The organism is Runella aurantiaca (assembly GCF_003339505.1).
GTDB lineage: Bacteria > Bacteroidota > Bacteroidia > Cytophagales > Spirosomataceae > Runella > Runella aurantiaca.
Genome location: NZ_QPIW01000012.1, coordinates 150,407 through 170,998 on the forward strand (window position 1 = coordinate 150,407; position 20,592 = coordinate 170,998).

General features: G+C 44.9%; 16 protein-coding genes. 12 read left to right on the top strand and 4 right to left on the bottom strand.

Annotated features, from left to right (window positions below; translation table 11 throughout):
- Window positions 1-13: 13 nt before the first annotated feature.
- Window positions 14-1,183 carry a T9SS type A sorting domain-containing protein gene (locus DVG78_RS15950; protein WP_114462057.1) on the bottom strand — a complete coding sequence of 390 codons (1,170 nt, stop codon included), beginning with the start codon at window positions 1,181-1,183 and terminating at the stop codon, window positions 14-16.
- A 539-nt stretch (window positions 1,184-1,722) separates the two neighbouring features.
- Here DVG78_RS15950 and DVG78_RS15955 point away from each other — a divergent pair.
- The 8 genes from DVG78_RS15955 to DVG78_RS15990 all read left to right on the top strand — a co-directional run bounded on the left by DVG78_RS15955 (window position 1,723) and on the right by DVG78_RS15990 (window position 12,756).
- Window positions 1,723-2,271: a nucleotide exchange factor GrpE gene (locus DVG78_RS15955; RefSeq protein WP_114462058.1), complete on the top strand. Its 549-nt coding sequence runs from the start codon at window positions 1,723-1,725 to the stop codon at window positions 2,269-2,271.
- A 92-nt stretch (window positions 2,272-2,363) separates the two neighbouring features.
- A complete protein-coding gene (gene dnaJ / locus DVG78_RS15960) occupies window positions 2,364-3,518 on the top strand; it encodes a molecular chaperone DnaJ (RefSeq protein WP_114462059.1) in 1,155 nt (384 codons plus the stop codon).
- Between the two features lie 231 nt (window positions 3,519-3,749).
- Complete coding sequence (locus tag DVG78_RS15965) at window positions 3,750-5,099, top strand: MATE family efflux transporter (RefSeq protein WP_114462060.1); 1,350 nt, start codon at window positions 3,750-3,752, stop codon at window positions 5,097-5,099.
- A 110-nt stretch (window positions 5,100-5,209) separates the two neighbouring features.
- Window positions 5,210-6,730, top strand: coding sequence for a serine hydrolase (locus DVG78_RS15970; RefSeq protein WP_114462061.1), 1,521 nt, complete (start codon window positions 5,210-5,212; stop codon window positions 6,728-6,730).
- A 120-nt stretch (window positions 6,731-6,850) separates the two neighbouring features.
- Complete coding sequence (locus DVG78_RS15975; protein ID WP_114462062.1) at window positions 6,851-8,308, top strand: TolC family protein; 1,458 nt, start codon at window positions 6,851-6,853, stop codon at window positions 8,306-8,308.
- Between the two features lie 105 nt (window positions 8,309-8,413).
- Window positions 8,414-9,805: an efflux RND transporter periplasmic adaptor subunit gene (locus tag DVG78_RS15980; protein WP_114462063.1), complete on the top strand. Its 1,392-nt coding sequence runs from the start codon at window positions 8,414-8,416 to the stop codon at window positions 9,803-9,805.
- A 124-nt stretch (window positions 9,806-9,929) separates the two neighbouring features.
- Window positions 9,930-11,846, top strand: coding sequence for an OmpA family protein (locus DVG78_RS15985; protein ID WP_114462064.1), 1,917 nt, complete (start codon window positions 9,930-9,932; stop codon window positions 11,844-11,846).
- 28 nt (window positions 11,847-11,874) lie between these two features.
- Window positions 11,875-12,756 carry a serine hydrolase gene (locus DVG78_RS15990; RefSeq protein WP_114462065.1) on the top strand — a complete coding sequence of 294 codons (882 nt, stop codon included), beginning with the start codon at window positions 11,875-11,877 and terminating at the stop codon, window positions 12,754-12,756.
- Window positions 12,757-12,791: 35 nt separating this feature from the next.
- On the opposite strand, the gene DVG78_RS15995 is transcribed toward DVG78_RS15990, so the two are convergent.
- Both DVG78_RS15995 and DVG78_RS16000 read right to left on the bottom strand, forming a co-directional pair.
- Window positions 12,792-13,997: a serine hydrolase domain-containing protein gene (locus DVG78_RS15995; protein ID WP_114462066.1), complete on the bottom strand. Its 1,206-nt coding sequence runs from the start codon at window positions 13,995-13,997 to the stop codon at window positions 12,792-12,794.
- Window positions 13,998-14,199: 202 nt separating this feature from the next.
- Window positions 14,200-14,601, bottom strand: a complete 402-nt coding sequence (locus DVG78_RS16000; RefSeq protein WP_114462067.1) for a DUF1573 domain-containing protein — start codon at window positions 14,599-14,601, stop codon at window positions 14,200-14,202.
- 262 nt (window positions 14,602-14,863) lie between these two features.
- Here DVG78_RS16000 and DVG78_RS16010 point away from each other — a divergent pair, with 262 nt between their 5' ends.
- The 4 genes from DVG78_RS16010 (at window position 14,864) to DVG78_RS16025 (ending at window position 19,490) form a co-directional block, all read left to right on the top strand.
- The gene (locus tag DVG78_RS16010) at window positions 14,864-17,272 is read left to right on the top strand and encodes a thiamine pyrophosphate-dependent enzyme (protein ID WP_114462069.1); all 2,409 of its coding nucleotides are present in this window, start codon (window positions 14,864-14,866) and stop codon (window positions 17,270-17,272) included.
- 281 nt (window positions 17,273-17,553) lie between these two features.
- On the top strand, window positions 17,554-18,345 hold the full coding sequence (locus DVG78_RS16015; protein WP_114462070.1) for a phosphosulfolactate synthase: 792 nt from the start codon (window positions 17,554-17,556) through the stop codon (window positions 18,343-18,345).
- Window positions 18,346-18,423: 78 nt separating this feature from the next.
- On the top strand, window positions 18,424-18,783 hold the full coding sequence (locus tag DVG78_RS16020; protein WP_114462071.1) for a four helix bundle protein: 360 nt from the start codon (window positions 18,424-18,426) through the stop codon (window positions 18,781-18,783).
- Window positions 18,784-18,830: 47 nt separating this feature from the next.
- Window positions 18,831-19,490, top strand: a complete 660-nt coding sequence (locus tag DVG78_RS16025) for a DedA family protein (RefSeq protein WP_114462072.1) — start codon at window positions 18,831-18,833, stop codon at window positions 19,488-19,490.
- A 101-nt stretch (window positions 19,491-19,591) separates the two neighbouring features.
- Here DVG78_RS16025 and DVG78_RS16030 read toward each other — a convergent pair whose 3' ends face one another.
- Window positions 19,592-20,554, bottom strand: a complete 963-nt coding sequence (locus DVG78_RS16030) for an MlaD family protein (RefSeq protein ID WP_114462073.1) — start codon at window positions 20,552-20,554, stop codon at window positions 19,592-19,594.
- Window positions 20,555-20,592: the final 38 nt, after the last annotated feature.

Consider the following 20,592-nt stretch of genomic DNA (forward strand, 5'->3'; position numbering starts at 1 on the left):
CAGACAAAAAATATCAGTTTATTTTCAAAACCCGTTGCTGAAAAGTCCGTCCATCTTTTGTTTTAACTTGAAGCGTATACATCCCGTTTTCAACACCTTCCACTGATACATTACTATCGAAAAACTCCCTTACTTTACGACCGGTTAAATCTATCAAGCAAGCCGACTCAATCGTTGACTCGGAAGGGAGTTCAATCGTCAAAATCCCCACAACGGGGTTAGGATAAGCCTTAAAAAGCCCAAGACCAGTCAGTCGGGCAGAAACAATGCGACTGTATTCAAATTGTCCGTCTAAATCGACTTGTTTTAAACGGTAATAATTAAGCCCTGTTTTCGGAGAAACATCCACGTAAGAATACACCAGCTTTGCGGTGCTATTGCCTTGACCAATCACGCGTCCAATCGCTTCAAAGTTTTGGGCATTACTGCTTCGTTCAATTTCAAAATGACTATTATCTATCTCCTCTCCCGTTTGCCAAGTGAGTTCAATGGCAGCAGAATGTGCCTCTGATTTGAAAGATATAAGGCGCACTGGAAGGCTAGAACTTGTGTAAGTACAGGCACTTACCGCTGGGCTTAAGGGAGTCGCACTTGTAGTCCAATTGGTAGTCGTGTTAATATTTGCCCCGATAGTGGCGATGTTCCCCATTTCACTTCCGTCACTACAATTAAAGCGTCCATTGTCCTGATTACCTACCGCAACTGCGTTGGAACCATTCGTTAATGCTGCAGGTAAAGCAGTTGTATTTGTACTAGCGGGCATATTATCGTCGACCCACCCCGTACTTCCGAAATTTATAGCAGCGATAAAGGTAGGAGAAGCTAACGTTCCTTTGAAAGCAAATATTTGGTCGCCTGCGGCAGCTAATGAAAACGACCCCAAAGAAGCTACCACAGTTCCCGTGGAGGCAGTTGATGTTCCAGTGATTGTCACCACAGTCCCCGCAGGAACGCCACCTGCGGGCGCAGTCCAAGTCAAAACGCCTTCACTGGTCCGAAAAGCCGTACCGTTCCAGCCATTGTCGGTAAAAAAAATTGTTGTTCCTGCGGGAATAGGCACCAACGCCACCCACGAAAAAGAATCTGGGTCATCTGATTGGAAGGCCACAAAGGCGATTTCGCCCGCTGAAAAACCCTTCAACCAAGTAAGTACCAAGAATAGACTAAGGTAGATTTTCTTCATAAAATCGGGAATAAAAAGGTTAATAATACACTAAGGAGTGAGTGCACTTGTGCCTGTTAGCGCATCAAATTGACTCCCTATTTTAGCAGTCATTTTTTTTACCTGACCTATCGTACAAAGCCTCGGAGATGTATAGCTTCTTCTGGGTGATGAGGCGTGTTCTTTTTTAATGAGTAACGTTTGTTTCATCCTTGTAGGCTTTTATAATCAGACGAAAAACCTTTTTGAAGGTCACCTAACCCCATACACCTAACTTGCTGACTATAAACACATGACGATACAAAAACCTCCTTAAGTGCACACTAAAACATACCAATCAAAATAGAGAATCTACGAAACTTGATCTCTTGGGAAGGATTCCTCCAATGAAAAAAACTTGATAGGGATATTATTTTTTTCAATAAATAAACGCTAACAAAGTCAGGCGTTCATTTATTAAGACATGATTTATCCTGCCAATCTGTCAGCTTTTAAGGTAGTGGCAAAGAAATTGCCGACATTTGTAAAAAATATTGAACAGTAGCGTACACCTATTTATTATGACAACAGACAACGGAAATGACATAACTACGGACGAAACGACAGCACCCGTAGAGGGCACAGAAACTCCCGTAGAAATCGCTCAGGAAACCGAAACCACGGAAACCGAAAAATTACAGGCTGAAATTACGGAACTGAAAGACAAATACCTGCGCCTATATGCTGATTTTGAGAACTTCCGTCGCCGCACCGCTAAAGAAAAATTGGAATTGATTTCAACCGCCAACGAAGAATTGATGAAGGCGGTGTTGCCCGTCGTCGACGACTTTGAACGTGCCATGTCTTCTTTTGAAACAACAACCGACATTGTGCCATTAAAAGAAGGAGTTGGGTTAATTTATGCAAAGTTCTCGAAGACACTGGAAAACCGAGGCCTTAAACCAATGGTTTCTAAAGGAGAGACATTCGACGCTGATTTGCACGAATCCATCACGCAGTTCCCCGCCCCAAGCGACGACTTGAAAGGCAAAGTGATTGATGAAGTTGAGAAGGGATATTTTCTAAATGAAAAAGTAATTAGATACGCTAAAGTGGTCGTAGGAAGTTAAAATAAATAACCGTTAAATTGTTAATCGTTAGAAGTAAATGCTGATACACGAATAACAGTCAACGGCGGATAGCGATTAACAGTTTTCAAGCAATGGCACAAAAAAGAGATTATTACGAAATTCTTGGCGTTGGCAAAACGGCGGCAGATGATGAAATAAAGAAAGCCTACCGTAAGCTGGCGATCAAGTATCACCCCGACAAAAACCCCGACGACCCTTCTGCCGAAGAGAAGTTTAAAGAAGCAGCCGAGGCATACGGAGTCTTGAGTGATGCCGAAAAACGCAAACGCTACGACCAGTTTGGCCATGCCGGAATGGGGGGCAATGGCGGTTTTGGCGGCGGTCAGGGCTTTGATATCAATGACATATTTTCACAATTCGGCGACATTTTCGGTGATGCATCCCCATTCGGTGATATTTTCGGCAATGGTGGCGGGGGCGGCGGACGCCGCGTACGGCGCGGTACCGACCTGCGTATCAAGTTAAAACTCGATTTGCGCGAAGTAGCCGAAGGAGCTGAAAAGAAAATCAAAGTAAAACGCTACGTTGGCTGTAACACTTGCGGCGGTAACGGCTCAAAAAACGGAGCATCCCTCAAAACCTGTACCACCTGTAACGGCAACGGTCAGGTGCGGAAAGTGGTAAGCACGATGCTCGGACAAATGGTTTCGACCAGCACCTGCCCTACCTGCAACGGCGAAGGTAAAATCGTAACCGACCGTTGCGAAATCTGCGCTGGCGAAGGCCGCGTATTGGAAGAGGACGTAATCAGCATCAAAATCCCTGGCGGCGTAGCCGACGGAATGCAGCTTTCGATGAGCGGCAAAGGAAACGTACCACCCCGGGGCGGCGTTGCTGGCGATTTGCTCATCGTGGTAGAAGAGGAAGAAGACGAACAACTAAAACGTGACGGCAATAACCTCGTCTATGACCTGCACCTCAACTTCGTAGATGCCGCCTTAGGCACCACGGCCGAAGTGCCTACCCTCGACGGAAAAGCCCGCGTACCGATTGAAGCGGGAGTACAGGGTGGAAAAATCCTACGCCTCAAAGGAAAAGGCATCAAAGAACTCAACGGCTACGGTCGCGGCGACCAATTGATTCACGTCAATATCTGGACACCTAAGCAACTCAGCGCCGAAGAACGCAGTATTCTCGAAAAACTAAAATCTTCTCCCAACTTTCAACCCAAACCGGGAAAAAATGAGAAAGGATTCTTTGAGAAAATGAAAGATTTCTTTCATTAGTCGTTGATTAAACATAAAGAAAACGGGTGGCCCAAAACCATCCGTTTTTTTGTTGTTCCCCCTCCTATGAATTGGCCTCTAAAGCTAAAATGTTCTTCTTTGAATTGCTGTCTTTAGGGCCATTTCATTTTTTCTACTCTGCAACATACCCACTGACGGCCAAACTATTTTTTAAAATCTTGGGTTGAAAAGTAAATACCTAAGTACAATTCGAATTATTCCAAATCAGTCATGCAGCGCGAAATTCTTGAAACAATTAAGTTAAGTATTCCCATCATCATTGCCCAACTCGGCGTTATTCTCATGGGCGTTACCGACAATCTGATGGTGGGGCGGTTTCTGGGTGCGGTGCCGTTGGGCGCAGCTGGCTTGGCTACTTCGCTGTCATTTCTGGTTACGAGCATTGGTTTTGGTGGCTTAGGCGTCATTGCGGTGCTGATTTCTCAAGCCAAGGGACAAAATGATTCGGCCGAAATCGGGCGTTTGTTTCGGGCGGGGCTTTACGTGGCCATTTTGATGAGTATTGTCTTAGGACTCGTAGGAGCGGCCATTGGAATGAATATGGACGCTTTAGGCCAAACCCCCGAAGTAGCCCGCTTGGCCGAGCCATTCATGTACTATTTAAGCATTTCTACCTTGCCCTTATTGATTTTTGTGGCGGCCCGACAGTTAGCCGACGGGCTTTCCTATACTCGGGTGGCCATGATTGTAACCGTTTCGGCCTTGTGTTTCAATGCATTGGTCAACTGGGTGCTGATTAATGGCATCTGGATTTTTCCCAAAATGGGCCTCAACGGAGCCGCCGCAGGTACGCTGCTATCGCGCATCTACATGGCGGTGGCTATTCTGGTCTATATCTATAAAACCAAGCATTTTTCACGGTATCTTGTGGCCGCCCGGCGCGTAAGTACAGAACTAATCGTCAAAATCTTACGGTTATCCGTCTCCGTTGGGTTCCAATTTTTCTTTGAGGTAGCCGCTTTTTCATTGGCAGTAGTGATGATTGGTTGGCTGGGTGAAAGTCAGTTGGCGGCCCACCAAATCGCCATCAATTTAGCTTCTACTACCTACATGATGGCCACGGGCATTGCCTCAGCGGGAGCCATCCGCGTGGGGCGCGCTTTTGGTGAGCAACAGCCAAAAAACGTGCGCAGAGCAGGTACGGCCGCTTTTATGCTGGTTGCAGCATTTATGGGTGTATGGTGCATTACATTCCTGACGGCGAGTGATTTTCTGGTGTCACTTTACCTGAAAGACAATCCAGAAGTAACGCAAATTGCGGCAACGCTCATGATATACGCGGGCTTTTTTCAACTCTCCGACGGCATTCAGGCAACGGGTCTAGGCACGTTGCGTGGCGTATCAGATGTCAATGTACCTACCATAATCACACTGATAGCCTATTGGGGGATTTCCCTCCCCTTGAGTTATGTGTTGGCTTTTACCTTCCAAATGGATGTCGAAGGCATTTGGATTGCCCTCTCGGCGGGACTTACGTTTTCGGCGGTTTTTCTGACCATTCGATTCTACCGATTGGTGCGTTCAAAACGACCCAAACCATCCAATTTACCCCTTGCCTAGCCTTGGGAAATGTTTTTTTGTTGATTCGTCTACTTAAAGCAAAAATACTGCGCCCTAGCAGTATCACTTCCTTTAAGTTTTATCAATATTTGTAAAAACATCGACCCAGTATGAATCCACGTTACTCCTTTGTGCTCCTTTTTTTACTCACGTTTGTCACTTTTGCCCAAAAGAAAAACACCCCTCCCCCACCCACCGACCCACTGACTGGTTTTGATGCCTTTGTCAACCAAATGCTTGTGGAATGGCGCGTACCAGGGGCGTCGGTGGCCATTGTGAAAGACGGTAAACTTCTGTACGCCAAAGGCTATGGGTTCAAAGACATCAAGAAAAACTTGCCTGTTACAGAAAAAACCCTTTTCCCGATTGCCTCCTGTACCAAATCTTTTACCTCGGCGGCGTTGGCGATTCTGGCCGATGAGGGAAAACTGGATTGGAATAAACCCATCAAAGAGTACCTTCCTGACTTTCAATTGCAAGACGAATTTGCCACGAGAACCATTGCGGCCCGAGATTTGGTCTCTCATCGCACTGGCCTCGCCCGCCACGACCTCACGTGGCTCTATGCCAATCTGGGACGCCAAAGTTTATACCAAAACCTGAAACACTTGCCGCTTTCGAAGCCCCTGTATGCGCAGTATCAATACAACAATTTGATGTTTATGACCGCTGGCGTTTTGATTGAACGCCTCTCTGGCAAAAGTTGGGAAAACTTTCTGCGGGAAAAAATTCTGCAGCCGCTCAGCATGAACCAAACGGTGCTTACCTATCCAGAACTGTTTCAGAAAGAGGACTATGCACTTTCGTACCGCGACTCCAACGGCCAATGGACCGAACAGGGGTTTGGCAGTAACGTGGATGCTATCGGCCCAGCGGGCTCCATCAAATCCAACGCGGTAGAAATGGCCAATTGGCTCATCATGCAGCTCAATAAAGGGAAGTTTGGGGATAAGCAAATCATTTCGGCCGCTAATCTAAAAGAAAACCATACCCCGCAAATTATCGTATCACCTGCCGAGGCAACGTTTAGCGAGTTGGGTTATGCCTCTTACGGGATGGGGTGGAGCATCAATACTTACCGTGGACACCTCCGACTGGCCCACAACGGCTCGATTGAAGGGTACCGTTCGCAAATGGCTTTTTTCCCTAACGATAATATCGGCGTCGTTATTCTCACCAATACAGGGGCCGTAGATTATTATTTTGTCAATGCAGTATGCAATTATTTCTCCGACAAATGGCTGAGTTTACCCGTCATCGACTGGACTCCTCGCCTCAAAATCGCCCAAGCCGAGGCAAAAGCAAAGCAGGAAAAGGCAAAACTAGACAATGCCTCAAAACGCAAAAATGATACTACCCCCTCCCATGTACCCGATTCTTACGCTGGAACTTTTGAGCATCCCGCTTACGGCACCTTCGTGCTGGAGCCCAAAACAGACGGCACTTACGTAGGTGCGTTTCATGGACTTCCCTTCACGCTCACCCATTATCACTACGATATATTTGAAGGTACTGGCATCTTTGACCAAGCGAAATTTGATTTTAAAATAGGACCGACGGGCGAAATCGAACGCGTGACTCTCCACTTGGCCAATGCGGGTGAAATTGATTTTCAAAAAGTGATAAAATAAAACTGATTTTCAAAATCTTTGAATTTAAAGCGTTGATATACTTATATCACCGTTTATCCAAATTTAGTAGAGGGAGCAAATTTAGTTTTGTAACCTTGACCTCGAAAATCCGAAACAGCGATGAAAAAATGGTTACTCGCCTTTGCGCTGGGTGTTAGCGTATTAGTCCACGTCCAAGCTCAACAAAAATATACCCTCCAACAGTGCATTACGATTGCGTTGGAAAACAACCTGCAATTGCGGCAATTAATGCTGCAAGTTCAAACGAATCAGAACGTTTTTGAACAGTCAAAATGGCAGCGTTATCCTACCCTCAACTTCAGCGGAAGCCAAGGTTTACAATCAGGACGTAACATTGACCCGTTTACCAACCAGTTTGTGGAGCAAACAGTTAATTTCTCCAACTTTTCGGTCAATACTGGCGTCAATTTGTTTAATGGTTATCAGCAAAAAAACATCATTAAACAAAACCAAACCAACGTTCTTGCCACGCAGAAAGACGTCGAGTCGAACCGCAACACCCTGATTTTAAATGTTGCTTCAAGCTATATTTCTGTCTTAAACAACCAAGAACAACTCGAATTTGCCCGTCGTCAGGCTGAAACTACCCGTCTGCAATTAGACCGCACGGATAGATTGGTCAAGGCGGGGTCTTTGTCGCAAATCAACCTGTATGATATTCAATCGCAGTTAGCCAACGACGAACTGTCGATCGTCAATGCGCAAAACAATATCGAATTGTCGAAATTGACGTTGAAACAATTCCTCAACCTGCCCGCAAGCGAAGTATTTGATATTGCCCCAATCGCATTGCCCGCACCCTCTACAACAACACCATACGATGCTACCCTAGAACAAGTCTACAACGCGGCCATCAAGTATTTACCCGATTTGGACGCGGCCAACTTGCGCATCGAAAGTGCCAAAACAGGCATTGAAATTGCCAAAGGTGCCAAACTTCCCTCCATCACCTTGGGCGGCGGGCTTAGTTCTTCGTTTTCCAGCGCGGCACCCAAACAACGTTTTGTCGGCGACGGTGGCGCTTCCAGAGTTGTGGATGTTCCTTCTACTACGCGCTATGTATCTTATGGCGGTTTTACCGTTCCCGTCATTGAAAAAGTGACCGTTCCGAGCGGAGCGATTCAGGATTTCGGGTACTTTGACCAGCTGAATTTTAACCGCAACGCCTCCCTTTCGCTTTCATTAAGGATGCCTATTTTCAACGGTTATCAGGTAAAATACCGCATTGCAAACGCCATGATTCAGCAAAAAAACTTGGAATACCAAGCGCAAATCGTCCAGAATCAAATTCGTCAAACGGTGGAGCAGGCATATTATAGCATGGTCAACGCCGCCAAACGCTACGAGGCCACTTCCCGACAAATCGAGTCGCTTGAATTGTCGTTTAAAGCCGCCGAGTTACGTTTTAACGCGGGCGCTATCAACGCCACGGAATACAACATCGCCAAAAACAATTTGGACCGTTCACGTGCCAGTTTGATTCAAGCCAAATACGAGTATCTCTTCAGAACCAAAATTCTGGATTTCTACCAAAGCAAACCTATCTCTTTAGAATAACAACAGGGTTCCTTCCTCATTAACATTAAAACGAGGAAAAGCAGAAATGAAAAAAATGCTTTTCCTCACTCATACACTAAATTACACTTTACAATAAAATTAAACATGGCTAAGAAATCTTCTTCTCGTTTATGGTGGATACTCGGAGGCGTTGTGGTAGCATTGGGGGCGGGGTTGCTAATCGCTAAGCAACAAGGTTGGATTGGAAAAGTCAAGCCGACCGAAGTAGAATTTGCCAAAGTAAAAAAGATAGACATTATTGAACGCGTGAGCGCTTCGGGTCGGGTGCAGCCAGAAGTAGAAGTAAAAATCAGCCCCGACGTACCCGGTGAAATCATCGGTCTCTACGTAGAAGAAGGCGACTCGGTGGTAAAAGGGCAATTGCTCGCCAAAATCCGCCCCGACAACTACGATGCGTTGTTGGCCCGTGCGCAGGCGGCGGTCAATTCTAGCAAAGCGGAAGTAGAACGTTCCAAAGCTTCACTGGCCCAATCCAACGCGCAGTTGATTCGCGCAAAAGCCGATTACGAGCGTAATAAAAAATTACAAGCCGATAAAATTGTTTCGGACGCCGACCTTGAAAGAAGTGAGGCTGACTATGGGGTGGCGTTGCAAAACGTAGAAGCGGCCAAAGCCGCTATTTCAGCCTCTAAGTTCAACGTTCAAAGCTCCGAAGCCGCCCTGCGCGATGCGGCCGAAAACCTTCGCAAAACAACCATTTATGCCCCGCAAAGCGGAACAATTTCTAAACTAAACGTCGAACTTGGAGACCGTGTGGTAGGTACGTCGCAGATGGCGGGTACGGAAATGATGCGTATTGCCAACCTCAACAACATGGAAGTACGGGTAGATGTAAACGAAAACGACATTGTGCGGGTTCACCTCGGCGACACCGTCGACATTGAAGTAGACTCTTATGCCGAGCGCAAATTTATGGGCATAGTCACCGAAATTGCCAATACCGCCAATGGAATGGCTACGACTTCGGCTAGCTCAGGCTCAACCGACGCCGTCACCGAGTTTGAAGTAAAAATCAAAATCCTGAACTCATCGTACCGAGATTTGATGGTGAACCGCTCCAAAAAATCATACCCTTTCAAACCGGGCATGACGGCCGCCGTTGAAATCATCACCGACCGTAAAGCGGGTGTGCTTTCGGTTCCGATTGCGGCTGTAACAACCCGAGGCAAAGAAGACGAAGTCAAAAAAGAAGGCCCCGATGCACCTCCTGCCCCCGCCGAGCCTGAGCAAAAGAACAAAAAAGAGGAAAAACTCAAAGAACTTGTTTTTGTGAATGACAAAGGCAAAGCTGTGACCAGAGAAGTGACCACGGGCATTAGTGATTTTGAAAATATCGAAATCTTATCGGGCCTCAAAGAAGGCGAAGAAATCATTTCAGGGCCTTTTATCGAAGTTTCCAAGCGCCTCAAAAACGGTACGTTGGTCATCAAAAAGGTAATAAAGAAGGCAAAAGAAGAAGATAAGTCTGTAAACTAAGTCTTAACGACTTACTTCGAATCAGTATTTTAACGGGATTCCGCCTAGGCAGAACCGTTAAGGTACTGATTCTTTCTTTTTAGGGGAAAGTCGTTAAATTTGTCATTTAACCATTATTGCACCCATGAAGCGATTCTTTTGCTTTTTACTGCTCAGTTTTATCGGTTTTACTTCAGGCTTTGCCCAAAATGAATTTGAAGTAGGCATTGAAGTGAAAGATAAATACACTAAGCGTATTCTTATCCCAATCATCTCGGTTTTGGCCCCAAACAGCCCCACGGAGCTTGCGGGACAAATGAATTATGACCGCTACATTATAAGCGTAAAACCCGACATTAACTACCTGATAGTGGTGGCTTTTCAGGAATACAAGACCTACCGCCAAACCCATACATTTACCAAAAGCACCACCAACGATAGAACCCTCCTGACCATAGAATTGGAACCGCTCGTGCCCCCAAAAAATGCAGCACCCATACCTCAAAAACAACAAGAACCACCCCAACCTATCCAAACTGCTCCCGCTACCGTCGTTTCTGCTCCTCCCAAACAAGAACTCACGTTTCAGGCTGTCGATGCCCTCACAGGCAAGCCAATCGCGGCGGAGTTTATGCTCTCCAACGACCTAAAAGAAAGCTATTCGGGCACAACCCGCGAGCCGAATGCTACGTTTTCAGCCCGCGTATCCCTCCAACCCCGCCCATATACCCTCACCGTGAGCGCAAATGGTTATCGAAATCACGCGTCTAAACTCTCCGTTTCTGCACCTTTACCAGAAAAACAACCCGTACAAATCATTAAATTATTCAAGGGGGACATTGTTTTAAGAATCAAAGTCTTGGAAGAGCAAACAGGCAAAACCATTCCAGCCACGCTCCGGGTAGTAAGTGAGAGCGATAACCGTGAATTAATGAACCAAAAAAATTCCTTTAACGGACAAATCCCCATTTCACTTAACCCTAACGGGCGTTACTGGATAGAAGCCGAAGCAAAGGGCTACATGCCATATCGAAAAGAACTGGAAAAAGCCGTAGAAAAGATCAGTGAAACAACGACATTAACCATACGGTTGTCGAAGATCGGCGATATTTTCCTAAACCTATCGGCCATAAATGCGGCTACTGGCCAACGAGTTGCGGCTACTTTTAAAATTACCGCCTCCCTGACTGGACAAGTAACCCAGCGAAAGAGTGCATTGCCCGTCAAACATAAAATTGTAGAACCAGATATTTACCAAATCGAAACCATCGCGCCAGGTTTTGCCTCTTTAAAAGGAGAAATAGATGCCGAAGAGATTGGCGTTGGGCAAGTGTTTAATTATGAGGCTAAACTTGTGCCAACCTCCAAACAACCCGCTACCAACGCCCCTTTAGAAACCTTTCGTTTTGCCATCTTGGACGGCCAAAGTCAAAAACCTGTACCCAACGCACGATTAAAAATTATCAATGAAACCACGCAAAAGGTGATTACGACCAAACCAGCGGGACAACTCAAAGAAACCAGACTGAAAACGGACCAAACTTATCTTATTGAGATTGAAGCTAAAGGCTACGAAAAAATAACCATGAAGATGGCAGCAGCAGAATGGGCCAACCGGGGTGAATTTTTGACCAATATCTCGCTTGTTCCCCTCATTAAAACCACTGCCGCACCCATAAATCGGGCCATCAATGAAAAGATTTTTGACAACATTAAAGCGGGTCAATCCGTGAGTATTGAAGACAACATTTATTTTGACCAAAGCAGCTATATTCTTCGTACCGAAGCCTACGGTCAATTGCTACGTTTGGCCGCTGTCATGACCAAAAATCCTGACATTAACATTGAAATTGTAGGCCATACCGACAACGTAGGCGATGCCCGCCTGAACAAAATTCTTTCTGAGCAACGAGCAAAAGTCATCGCAAACTTTCTTGGCAATGAAGGTATTGATGAATCCCGCCTTATCTATCGTGGTGAAGGCGGAACCAAGCCTATTGCTCCCAACGATACCGACCAAAATCGACGCCGTAACCGACGGGTGCAGTTTCTGGTCAAGTAAAACACAAACCTTCATCAATTATCTATTTATGAAATACTTCTTTGCCTTCATTGTTATTGGATGGACATTCTCCGCCTTTTCCCAAAAGCCTTCTGCTGAACGTCTCAAAGAAGCCATTCAGGCTAAACTAGCAGGTGTAGAAGGCAATTTTGCCGTAGTCTTCAAAGACTTGCAATCCAATCAAACGTTGTTTATCAACGAAAAGGAAAACTTTCATGCGGCCAGTACGATGAAAACCCCCGTGATGATTGAGGTTTTTAAGCAAGCAAAAGGGGGTAAATTCAGACTTACCGATTCTATTTTGGTCAAAAACGAGTTTAAAAGCATTGTGGATGGCTCAGCTTTTAGCCTTGACATCAGCGACGACAGTGCCGACGGAATGTACAAAATGATTGGCAAAAAAATGACCATTTACGACCTGACGTACCAAATGATTATCGTCAGCAGTAATTTAGCCACCAACATTCTGATTGATTTGGTTGACGCCAAGAAAGCCAACGCCACCATGCGCGACTTTGGCGCAAATGACATTCAAGTACTGCGTGGCGTAGAAGATAGTAAAGCGTTTCAGCTCGGAATGAACAACTCCGTAACGGCGTACGATTTGATGGTTATTTTTGAGAAAATCGCCAGAAAAAAAGCCATCGACCCCACTTCCTCCGAAGGCATGACGCGTATTTTATTTGACCAAAAATTCAACGAAATTATCCCCGCCAAACTACCCAAAGAAGTAAAAGTAGCGCATAAAACGGGCTCTATCACGGGAGTACAGCACGATTCTGGAATTGTATTTTTGCCCGATGGACGCAAATACGTGCTTGTTCTCCTTTCCAAAAATCTAAAAGACCCCAAAGCAGGAGTTCGAATATTGGCCGATGTTTCGGAGATGATTTACGATTTTGTAAAATAGAAACTCAATCCGTATCAAGTCGGCTTTGGATAAGCCTAAAAAAGCTCTTCCTCCACGCCTTCTTCTACTTTACTTTTCCCTTCCAGCACCTCCAAAATAGGTTTGATTTGGTAGATACTGCGATTGTAGCGGTTGCTGAGAATGATGATAACAAACTTGTTTTTGGGACTAAACCACATCAACGTATTATAGCCTTTCCACCAACCGGTATGGTAGACGTACTTGGGTTCACGCGTAGCTTCGTTTACGTGCATCCGGAAGCCATATCCGTAATTTTTGATGCCATGACGCTCAAAACTCCGTGGAGTAAATGCCTCTTTCATGGTTTCAGGACGCAAAACACAACCACCATTAAGACCTGAATACCAACGCAATACATCATCCATAGTGGAATATACCCCCTTATCTCCCACTACATCGTCAAAATTATCCTTGGGTAAACGTCGATTGTATTGATAGCCAGTGGTACGATATAAATTTAAGGAATCGTTACGACTCGTAATCAAATACGTGTCTTTCATCCCGAGGGGTTTGAAGATAGACTGCCGCAGGTAGTCTTCAAATTTTTGGCCCGACACTTTTTCTACAATGGTGGCCAAGAGAGCATAGTTCGTATTGCTGTAACTGAAATTCCGATTGGGGGTATTGTATAATTTGGGCTTGACGGCACAATACCATCGCACTATGTCATCGTTGCAAGGATAAGGATTTCGCTTACGTACGCTGTCGGTAAGTACATACGCATAGTTTGGTAGGCCGCTGCGGTGCGACAACAGGGACTTAATCTGAATCCCAGAATAGGGGAATTGCGGAATAAATTTTTGAATGGAATCCTCTAGTTTCAGCTTGCCTTCTTCGTACAATTTCAGAATAGCCACCGCCGTAAAGGTCTTTGAAAGCGATGCTAATTGGAATTTGGACTCCGAGCGCATCGTATCTTTTTGCTCAATTTGTGCATATCCAAAGGAGTTTCGATAAAGCACTACTCCTTGTTGGGCAATCAGAACATTCCCGTTAAAACGCTCCAATTTGTACTTCCGTCGAAAAATCGAATCCAAACTTGCCGTTTTTTGATCAGCCTTGATGCGCGTCCGAATTTTAGAAATCTGTTCTGGGGTCAGGGTTGCATCGGTGACACAATCGGCCAGTGCATTTTGAAGGGAAGCGGCATGGTGCTGGTCGGCCGTGTTGTTACAGGAAAACGCAACAATTAATGCGAGGATGATACCGGTTTTAAACATCGCTGAAGGTTATAAATACGAGGCACTGAGTATTGAGTATGATCGTTACGCAATACGTTGCAACACTCGGCCATACCCTCTTTCGTTTACAAAAATAACAAAAAAGGCTTTGACATCAAGCCAAAGCCTTTATATGCTTTTAAAAATCAGGACTATTAAGATTAATTCGTTGGTTATGAACCGCATAACCAACCCCTAAAATCTACTTGCCTTTCTTTGCTTCAGGTGCTTTGCTGGCCACCACTTCACCTTTGAGGGTTAAGTATAAAGTGCCATTTTCAGCATTGCTCGGAACCGTTACCGTTTTGTTGAAAGGTCCCATTACGCCTGCATTAAACGTAGCTTTGATTGAGCCTTTTTTGCCAGGCATAACAGGCTCACGCGTCCATTCTGGAGTGGTGCAACCGCATGATGCCGTTACGTTTCCTAAAACGACGGGATCAGTGCCAGTATTGGTAAACTCAAATACATGGCTTACGGGCTTACCCTGTTCGATTTTGGCAAAATCATGATCGATTTTGGCGAACTTTACGACTCCCTTTTGCGCGTAGCCTGCTGCGCTGAATACCAAAATTGCTACGAAAAATGAAAGAAACTTTTTCATGTTAATTGTAAAATTTAGTTTTGTAAAAGTTGGTTGCTTATCTAACAATAATTGTACTAGCAAAAGTTTTGCCAAACGTTCTTTTAGACGAAATTTTTATGGCAAGGTAACAGAAAAAACTTGTATTTTGAAACCTGATTTGTTTTCCCTTATATTTACTTGCCAAAACAATGAAATTAATTATTCGTTGTAATAATTAGTAAATGTTTATTTATTTTACTTTTTATTTCAACGGAAACCTACTAAACTTTCATCAAGAAACGTGATAGAGAACGAACTCGCGACCGACTTTATTGCCCTTACGCGTCAAGGGATTCTGAACGATTATCGTTTGGTATGTGAAAGCCGACAAGCTAGCTTATTGGGTCGAAAGGATGTGATGGGAGGACGTGCTAAGTTTGGTATTTTTGGCGATGGGAAAGAGTTGGCGCAGGTCGCAATGTCCAAGGTTTTTCGTAAAGGAGATTTTCGTTCGGGTTATTATCGTGACCAAACCATTGTAGCGGCACTGGGAAATCTCACCTGGCAGCAATATTTTTCTCAATTGTACGGACATGCCGACGTCGCCTTTGACCCGCATACGGCTGGGCGTTCGATGAACAATCATTACACAACCCGTTTTCTGGACGAGAACGGCCTCTGGAAATCACAGGTAGATACCTATAATCACATCAACGACCTTGCCCCTACCGCAGGGCAAATTCCGCGCTCAGTGGGTTTGGCTTATGCGTCCAAACTGTACCGACAAAATGAAGAATTGTGGTCGATGACCAATTTTTCGCGGAAAGGCAATGAAATTACTTTTGGCACCATTGGCGATGCCTCCACCTCGCAGGGGATGTTTTGGGAAACCATGAACGCGGCGGGAGTATTGCAAGTGCCGCTGTTGATGTCGGTTTGGGATGATGGCTTCGGAATTTCGGTCCCTGTTGAGTACCAAACCACCAAAGGAAGTATCTCAAAAGCCCTCGCCGGGCTCCAACGCCATGAAGATGAGGCGGGAATTGAAATTTTTACGGTCAAAGCCTGGGATTATGTGGGTTTGCTCGAAACCTACCGTAAAGCAGAAGAAATTTGCCGTCGCGACCACGTGCCTGTACTCGTCCACGTGCAAGAAGTGACTCAGCCACAAGGACACTCCTCTTCGGGTACACACACCCGTTACAAGTCAGCAGAGCGGCTTGAATGGGAAAAAAAATGGGATTGTAACCATAAGTTTAAAGAATGGATTCTGACCAACGGCTACGCCAACGACGATGAGTTGGAAGAAATAGACGAACAAGCAAAAAAAATCATTCGCCATCAAAGAAATGATGCGTGGAAAGCCTACAACGAAGCCATTTTAAAAGAGCAGAAAGAAGCCTTGACGCTCATTCAGACGGCGGCTCAAGAAAGCCGTTTCAAAGAGGAACTACTCCAACTCATTGACGAAGTACAGCGAGAATTTGTGCCCCTTCACCGATACAACACCACTGCCGTCCGAAAAACACTTCGCACACTGCGTTCTGAAAATATACCCGCCAAAAAGGCGCTGGCAGATTGGCTCCAAAAAAATACCGAAATCAACCACGACCGATTCAGCTCACACGTTTATAGTCAGTCTCCTGAATCTCCGTTAAAAATTGTGCCCGTTGCTCCTATTTACAACGACGAATCGCCGTTTGTCGACGGGCGGGAAGTAGTACGTGCCAATTTTGGGGCGCTATTTGCCAATGACCCCCGAATCGTAGCTTTGGGTGAAGATGTGGGCAAAATCGGCGATGTTAACCAAGGATTTGCGGGCCTTCAAGAGCTATTCGGAGAGTTGCGAATTACTGATACTGGCATTCGCGAAACCACCATCATCGGCCAAGGCATCGGCTTAGCCATTCGTGGGTTAAAACCCATCGTTGAAATTCAGTACTTTGATTACGTATTTTATGCATTAGCTACCCTCACCGACGACTTGGCTTCGCTGCACTACCGAACCAAAGGCGGCCAAAAAGCCCCCGTCATTATCCGGACACGCGGCCACCGTCTGGAAGGAATATGGCATTCTGGCTCACCCATGGCCTCCGTTATTCACAGTCTCCGTGGCCTTCATGTGTGCGTACCTCGCAATCTTACCCAAGCCGCCGGAATGTACAACACCTTACTGCGCGGCGACGACCCCGCACTGGTAGTAGAGCCGCTTAATGGCTACCGGCTCAAAGAGCGGATGCCTTCCAATCCCGGAGAATTCTGCGTTCCGCTGGGTCAGATTGAAGTGTTGCGTGAAGGAACTGATGTAACCATTGTAACGTACGGCTCCATGTGCCGCATTGTGTTGGAAGCTGCCGAGGAGCTCGCGCAAACGGGAATTAGTGCTGAGGTTATTGACGTACAGACATTGCTCCCCTTTGACCTTGACCATCAAATTCTCAACTCCATCAAAAAGACAAACCGGGTTATTTTTGCCGACGAAGATATGCCGGGCGGAGGTAGCGGATACATGATGCAGCAGGTGTTGGATGAACAAAACGCCTACAAATGGCTTGATTCGGCGCCACGGTGCGTATCAGCCAAACCCCACCGCCCTGCTTACAGCTCCGATGGTGATTATTTTTCAAAACCAAATGTGGAAGATATTTTTGAAGCTGTATACCAGTTAGTCAGTGAAGCTGCTCCAGAACAATACCCTGAGTTTTGTTGATTTGAGGGCATCCAACCTTGCTTTTCCTACCCTTTTCACCTACCCGCAATTTCGGTTGCGGGTTTTTTATTATTCTAAATCCAGTAGGATTATTTCAGGAAAATGACAGTTCTACCACATATGTTAAATAGGCCCAAATTTAAAAAAGTTTTCAACCTATAGATTTTATAGTAATTAAATAAATAACTAAAATCAGCATATTTTCGACTCGTATTTAGTAGGTTGTAATAGTTATCGCTAATTTTGTGCATTATTTTCAATGACATACCGAACAAACAAGTATGAATTTTAAACTATCTCAGGTCCCCGAACGTACCAATAAACCGCGTCAATTTGGGTTAACCATGGTCATGGACAAAGGGCTAAGCATCCGTCAAATTGAAGATATGCTTGATATTTCGGCCCCGCACATCGACATCGTCAAATTGGGCTGGGCCACTTCGTTTGTTACTCCTAATCTAAAAGATAAGATTGCCGTCTATAAAAGTGCTGGAATCCCAGTATACTTCGGAGGAACCCTATTTGAAGCCTTTGTGGTTCGCAATCAATTTGAAGACTACCGCCGTTTGATTGACGAATATGGCTTAGAGTACGCCGAAGTCTCTGATGGCTCGGTAGATATGCCCGAAGAAATCAAATGTGATTTTATCAAGGTGCTTGCCGAGCAGGTAAAAGTGCTTTCGGAAGTGGGTTCAAAAGATGAAACCAAAATCATTCCTCCCTACAAGTGGATTCAACTGATGAAAGCCGAACTTGAAGCAGGTGCTTGGAAAGTAATTGGCGAAGCCCGTGAATCTGGAAACGTGGGTTTGTTCCGCTCCAGCGGTGAAGTACGGCAAGGTTTAGTGGAAGAAATTTTAACTCAAGTTCCCAACAAAGACATCATCTGGGAAGCACCCCAAAAAGCCCAACAAGTGTGGTTTGTCAAACTTCTTGGAGCCAATGTCAACCTGGGTAATATCGCTCCTAATGAAATTATCCCGCTCGAAACCATTCGTTTGGGCCTTCGCGGTGACACTTTTGCCCATTTTCTCAACGATAAAACGCGTAAGCGTTGGAAGTTAACAAAGTAAGTAGGCAGTTTGCAGTAAGCACTTTTTTATGTGTAAGAGTCTCAATCAAAACTATTTTCAAAAAATATTGAATTAAGGATGGACTTTAAAAGTTTACTGGCGTTCCAAAAAGGTTTCGATTTAGCAATGAGCATTTACACTATTACTAAAAATTTTCCATCTGAGGAAAAATATTCGCTTACTGACCAAATTAGGCGTTCATCCCGCTCGGTATGTGCCAATATTGCCGAGGCATACCGGAAACGCCAATATCAAGCACATTTTGTATCAAAAATCTCGGATTCTGATAGTGAAAACAGTGAAACTCAGGTTTGGCTTTTATTTGCCAAGGCTTGCAATTACATTAATGAAAATGAATTCTCAAACTTAAACAATCGCAGTTTAGAAATAGGAAAATTGTTAGCATATATGATAAACAATCCTGATAAGTTCAAGTGATAATTCATTACTGCAAACTTCCTACTGTAAACTGCTCACTAAAAAAAATGGAAATTCTTGCGCAAATTTTAGACTTTTTTTTACACCTTGATAAACACCTCGCCGACATCATCAATGAATACGGTACACTTACCTATTTGATTCTGTTTTTGATTGTCTTTACCGAAACTGGCTTGGTAGTTATGCCACTCCTTCCCGGCGATTCACTTTTATTTGCAACAGGCGCCTTAGCAGCATCAACCGGTGCACTGAATCCCTGGATTGTTATTCCTTTGCTGATTGTTGCGGCATTGATGGGGGATAATGTAAATTACTTTGTCGGGAAATTCTTGGGCAGTACCATCAAGAAACGAGAACGAATCTTGTTTTTCAAACGTGAATATTTAGAGCAAACGGAAGAGTTTTATGCCAAGCACGGCGGCAAAACCGTCATCATGGCCCGTTTTATTCCGATTGTCCGGACCATCGCTCCTTTTGTGGCGGGTGCTGGTAGCATGACCTATTCTAAATATATTCTTTTTTGTATCATCGGAGCTATCCTTTGGGTGCCTTCCCTTACCATGTTGGGTTACTTTTTTGGAAACTTAGACTTTGTAAAGAAGAACTTCGAATTGGTCATCTTCGGGATTATCGGTCTTTCCGTTTTGCCAATGGTGTGGCAATTTGCCAAATCAAAATTGGCATCATCCAATAAAACGACCGCCTAATAAACGAGTCTATTCTCACTAAAAAAGGTCGCGAGAGAGCTCTCACGACCTTTTTTAGTGGGCAGTTCCCAAATATCAATACTGCCCATTTTCTAGCTTAACTAATACTTTAAAGTAGTATCGGCAGGGCTATCGGCTGGGCCTTTATCCTTCTTGCTAAATACCGACACGTTTACGTATCGCTTGGGGTATTGACGAAAATTGGTCATTAACTTATTGACACTCACAATAGTACGGTTCAGGTTATCGTACAAGGCTTGATCTTTCAATAATTTACCCGCCGTTCCTTGACCTTGTTCGAGTGCTGTAAGCGACTTTTGGAGCGTGGCCACGGCAGCATTTGCCTGCGCCAATGTCTGGCCTAATCGTAGAGCTTTCAACGAATCGGTGGTAGTGAGTAAATTACTAAGAATGGGCTTCATTCCTTTTTCAGTCTCAATCAACGAAGCCGACAAAGCATTGATATTGGCCATTGTGGCAGCGATTGTTTGACGATTTTGATCTACCAATGCGTTGATTCCCATGGCCGTTTGGTCGGTCGTGGTCAACAGTTTGTTGAGGGCGTAGCCCGTCTGGTCAAATTGATTAATGATTTTGTTGAGGCTAACAATCAGCGAATCGGCATTTTTGACCACAGGCAACGCTTTTTCTTGCAACAGCGACTGAATTCCTTTTTCGGTTTCGGCCAACAAAGTATCCCCTTCGTTGAGGCGAGGCGCACCCGACGGAATCTGGAGCATCAAAGCACTGCCCCCGAGCAATTCTGAGGTAAGCATTGCTTTGGTTCCTTTGGTTAAAATGATGTTCCGATTGATATCGAGTGTTACTAAAACGGCATTCCCCCGCTCTTGTAGCAACTCCGTTGCTTTTACAATCCCCACAGCAACCCCGTTGAGTTTGATAGGGTTGGAAGGCTGGAGGGAGCCTACATTGTCGTAGAGTACGTAGTATTTATGGGTTGTTGAAAAGAAATCCGAACCTTTTAAGAAATTGAAGCCAAAATACAGCATTGTTATGGTGACAATTGCTAATATACCAACTTTTGCTTCTTTTGATATTTTCATGGATGAGTATGTGTTAAAAATGAAGCGTTAAAAGTGCA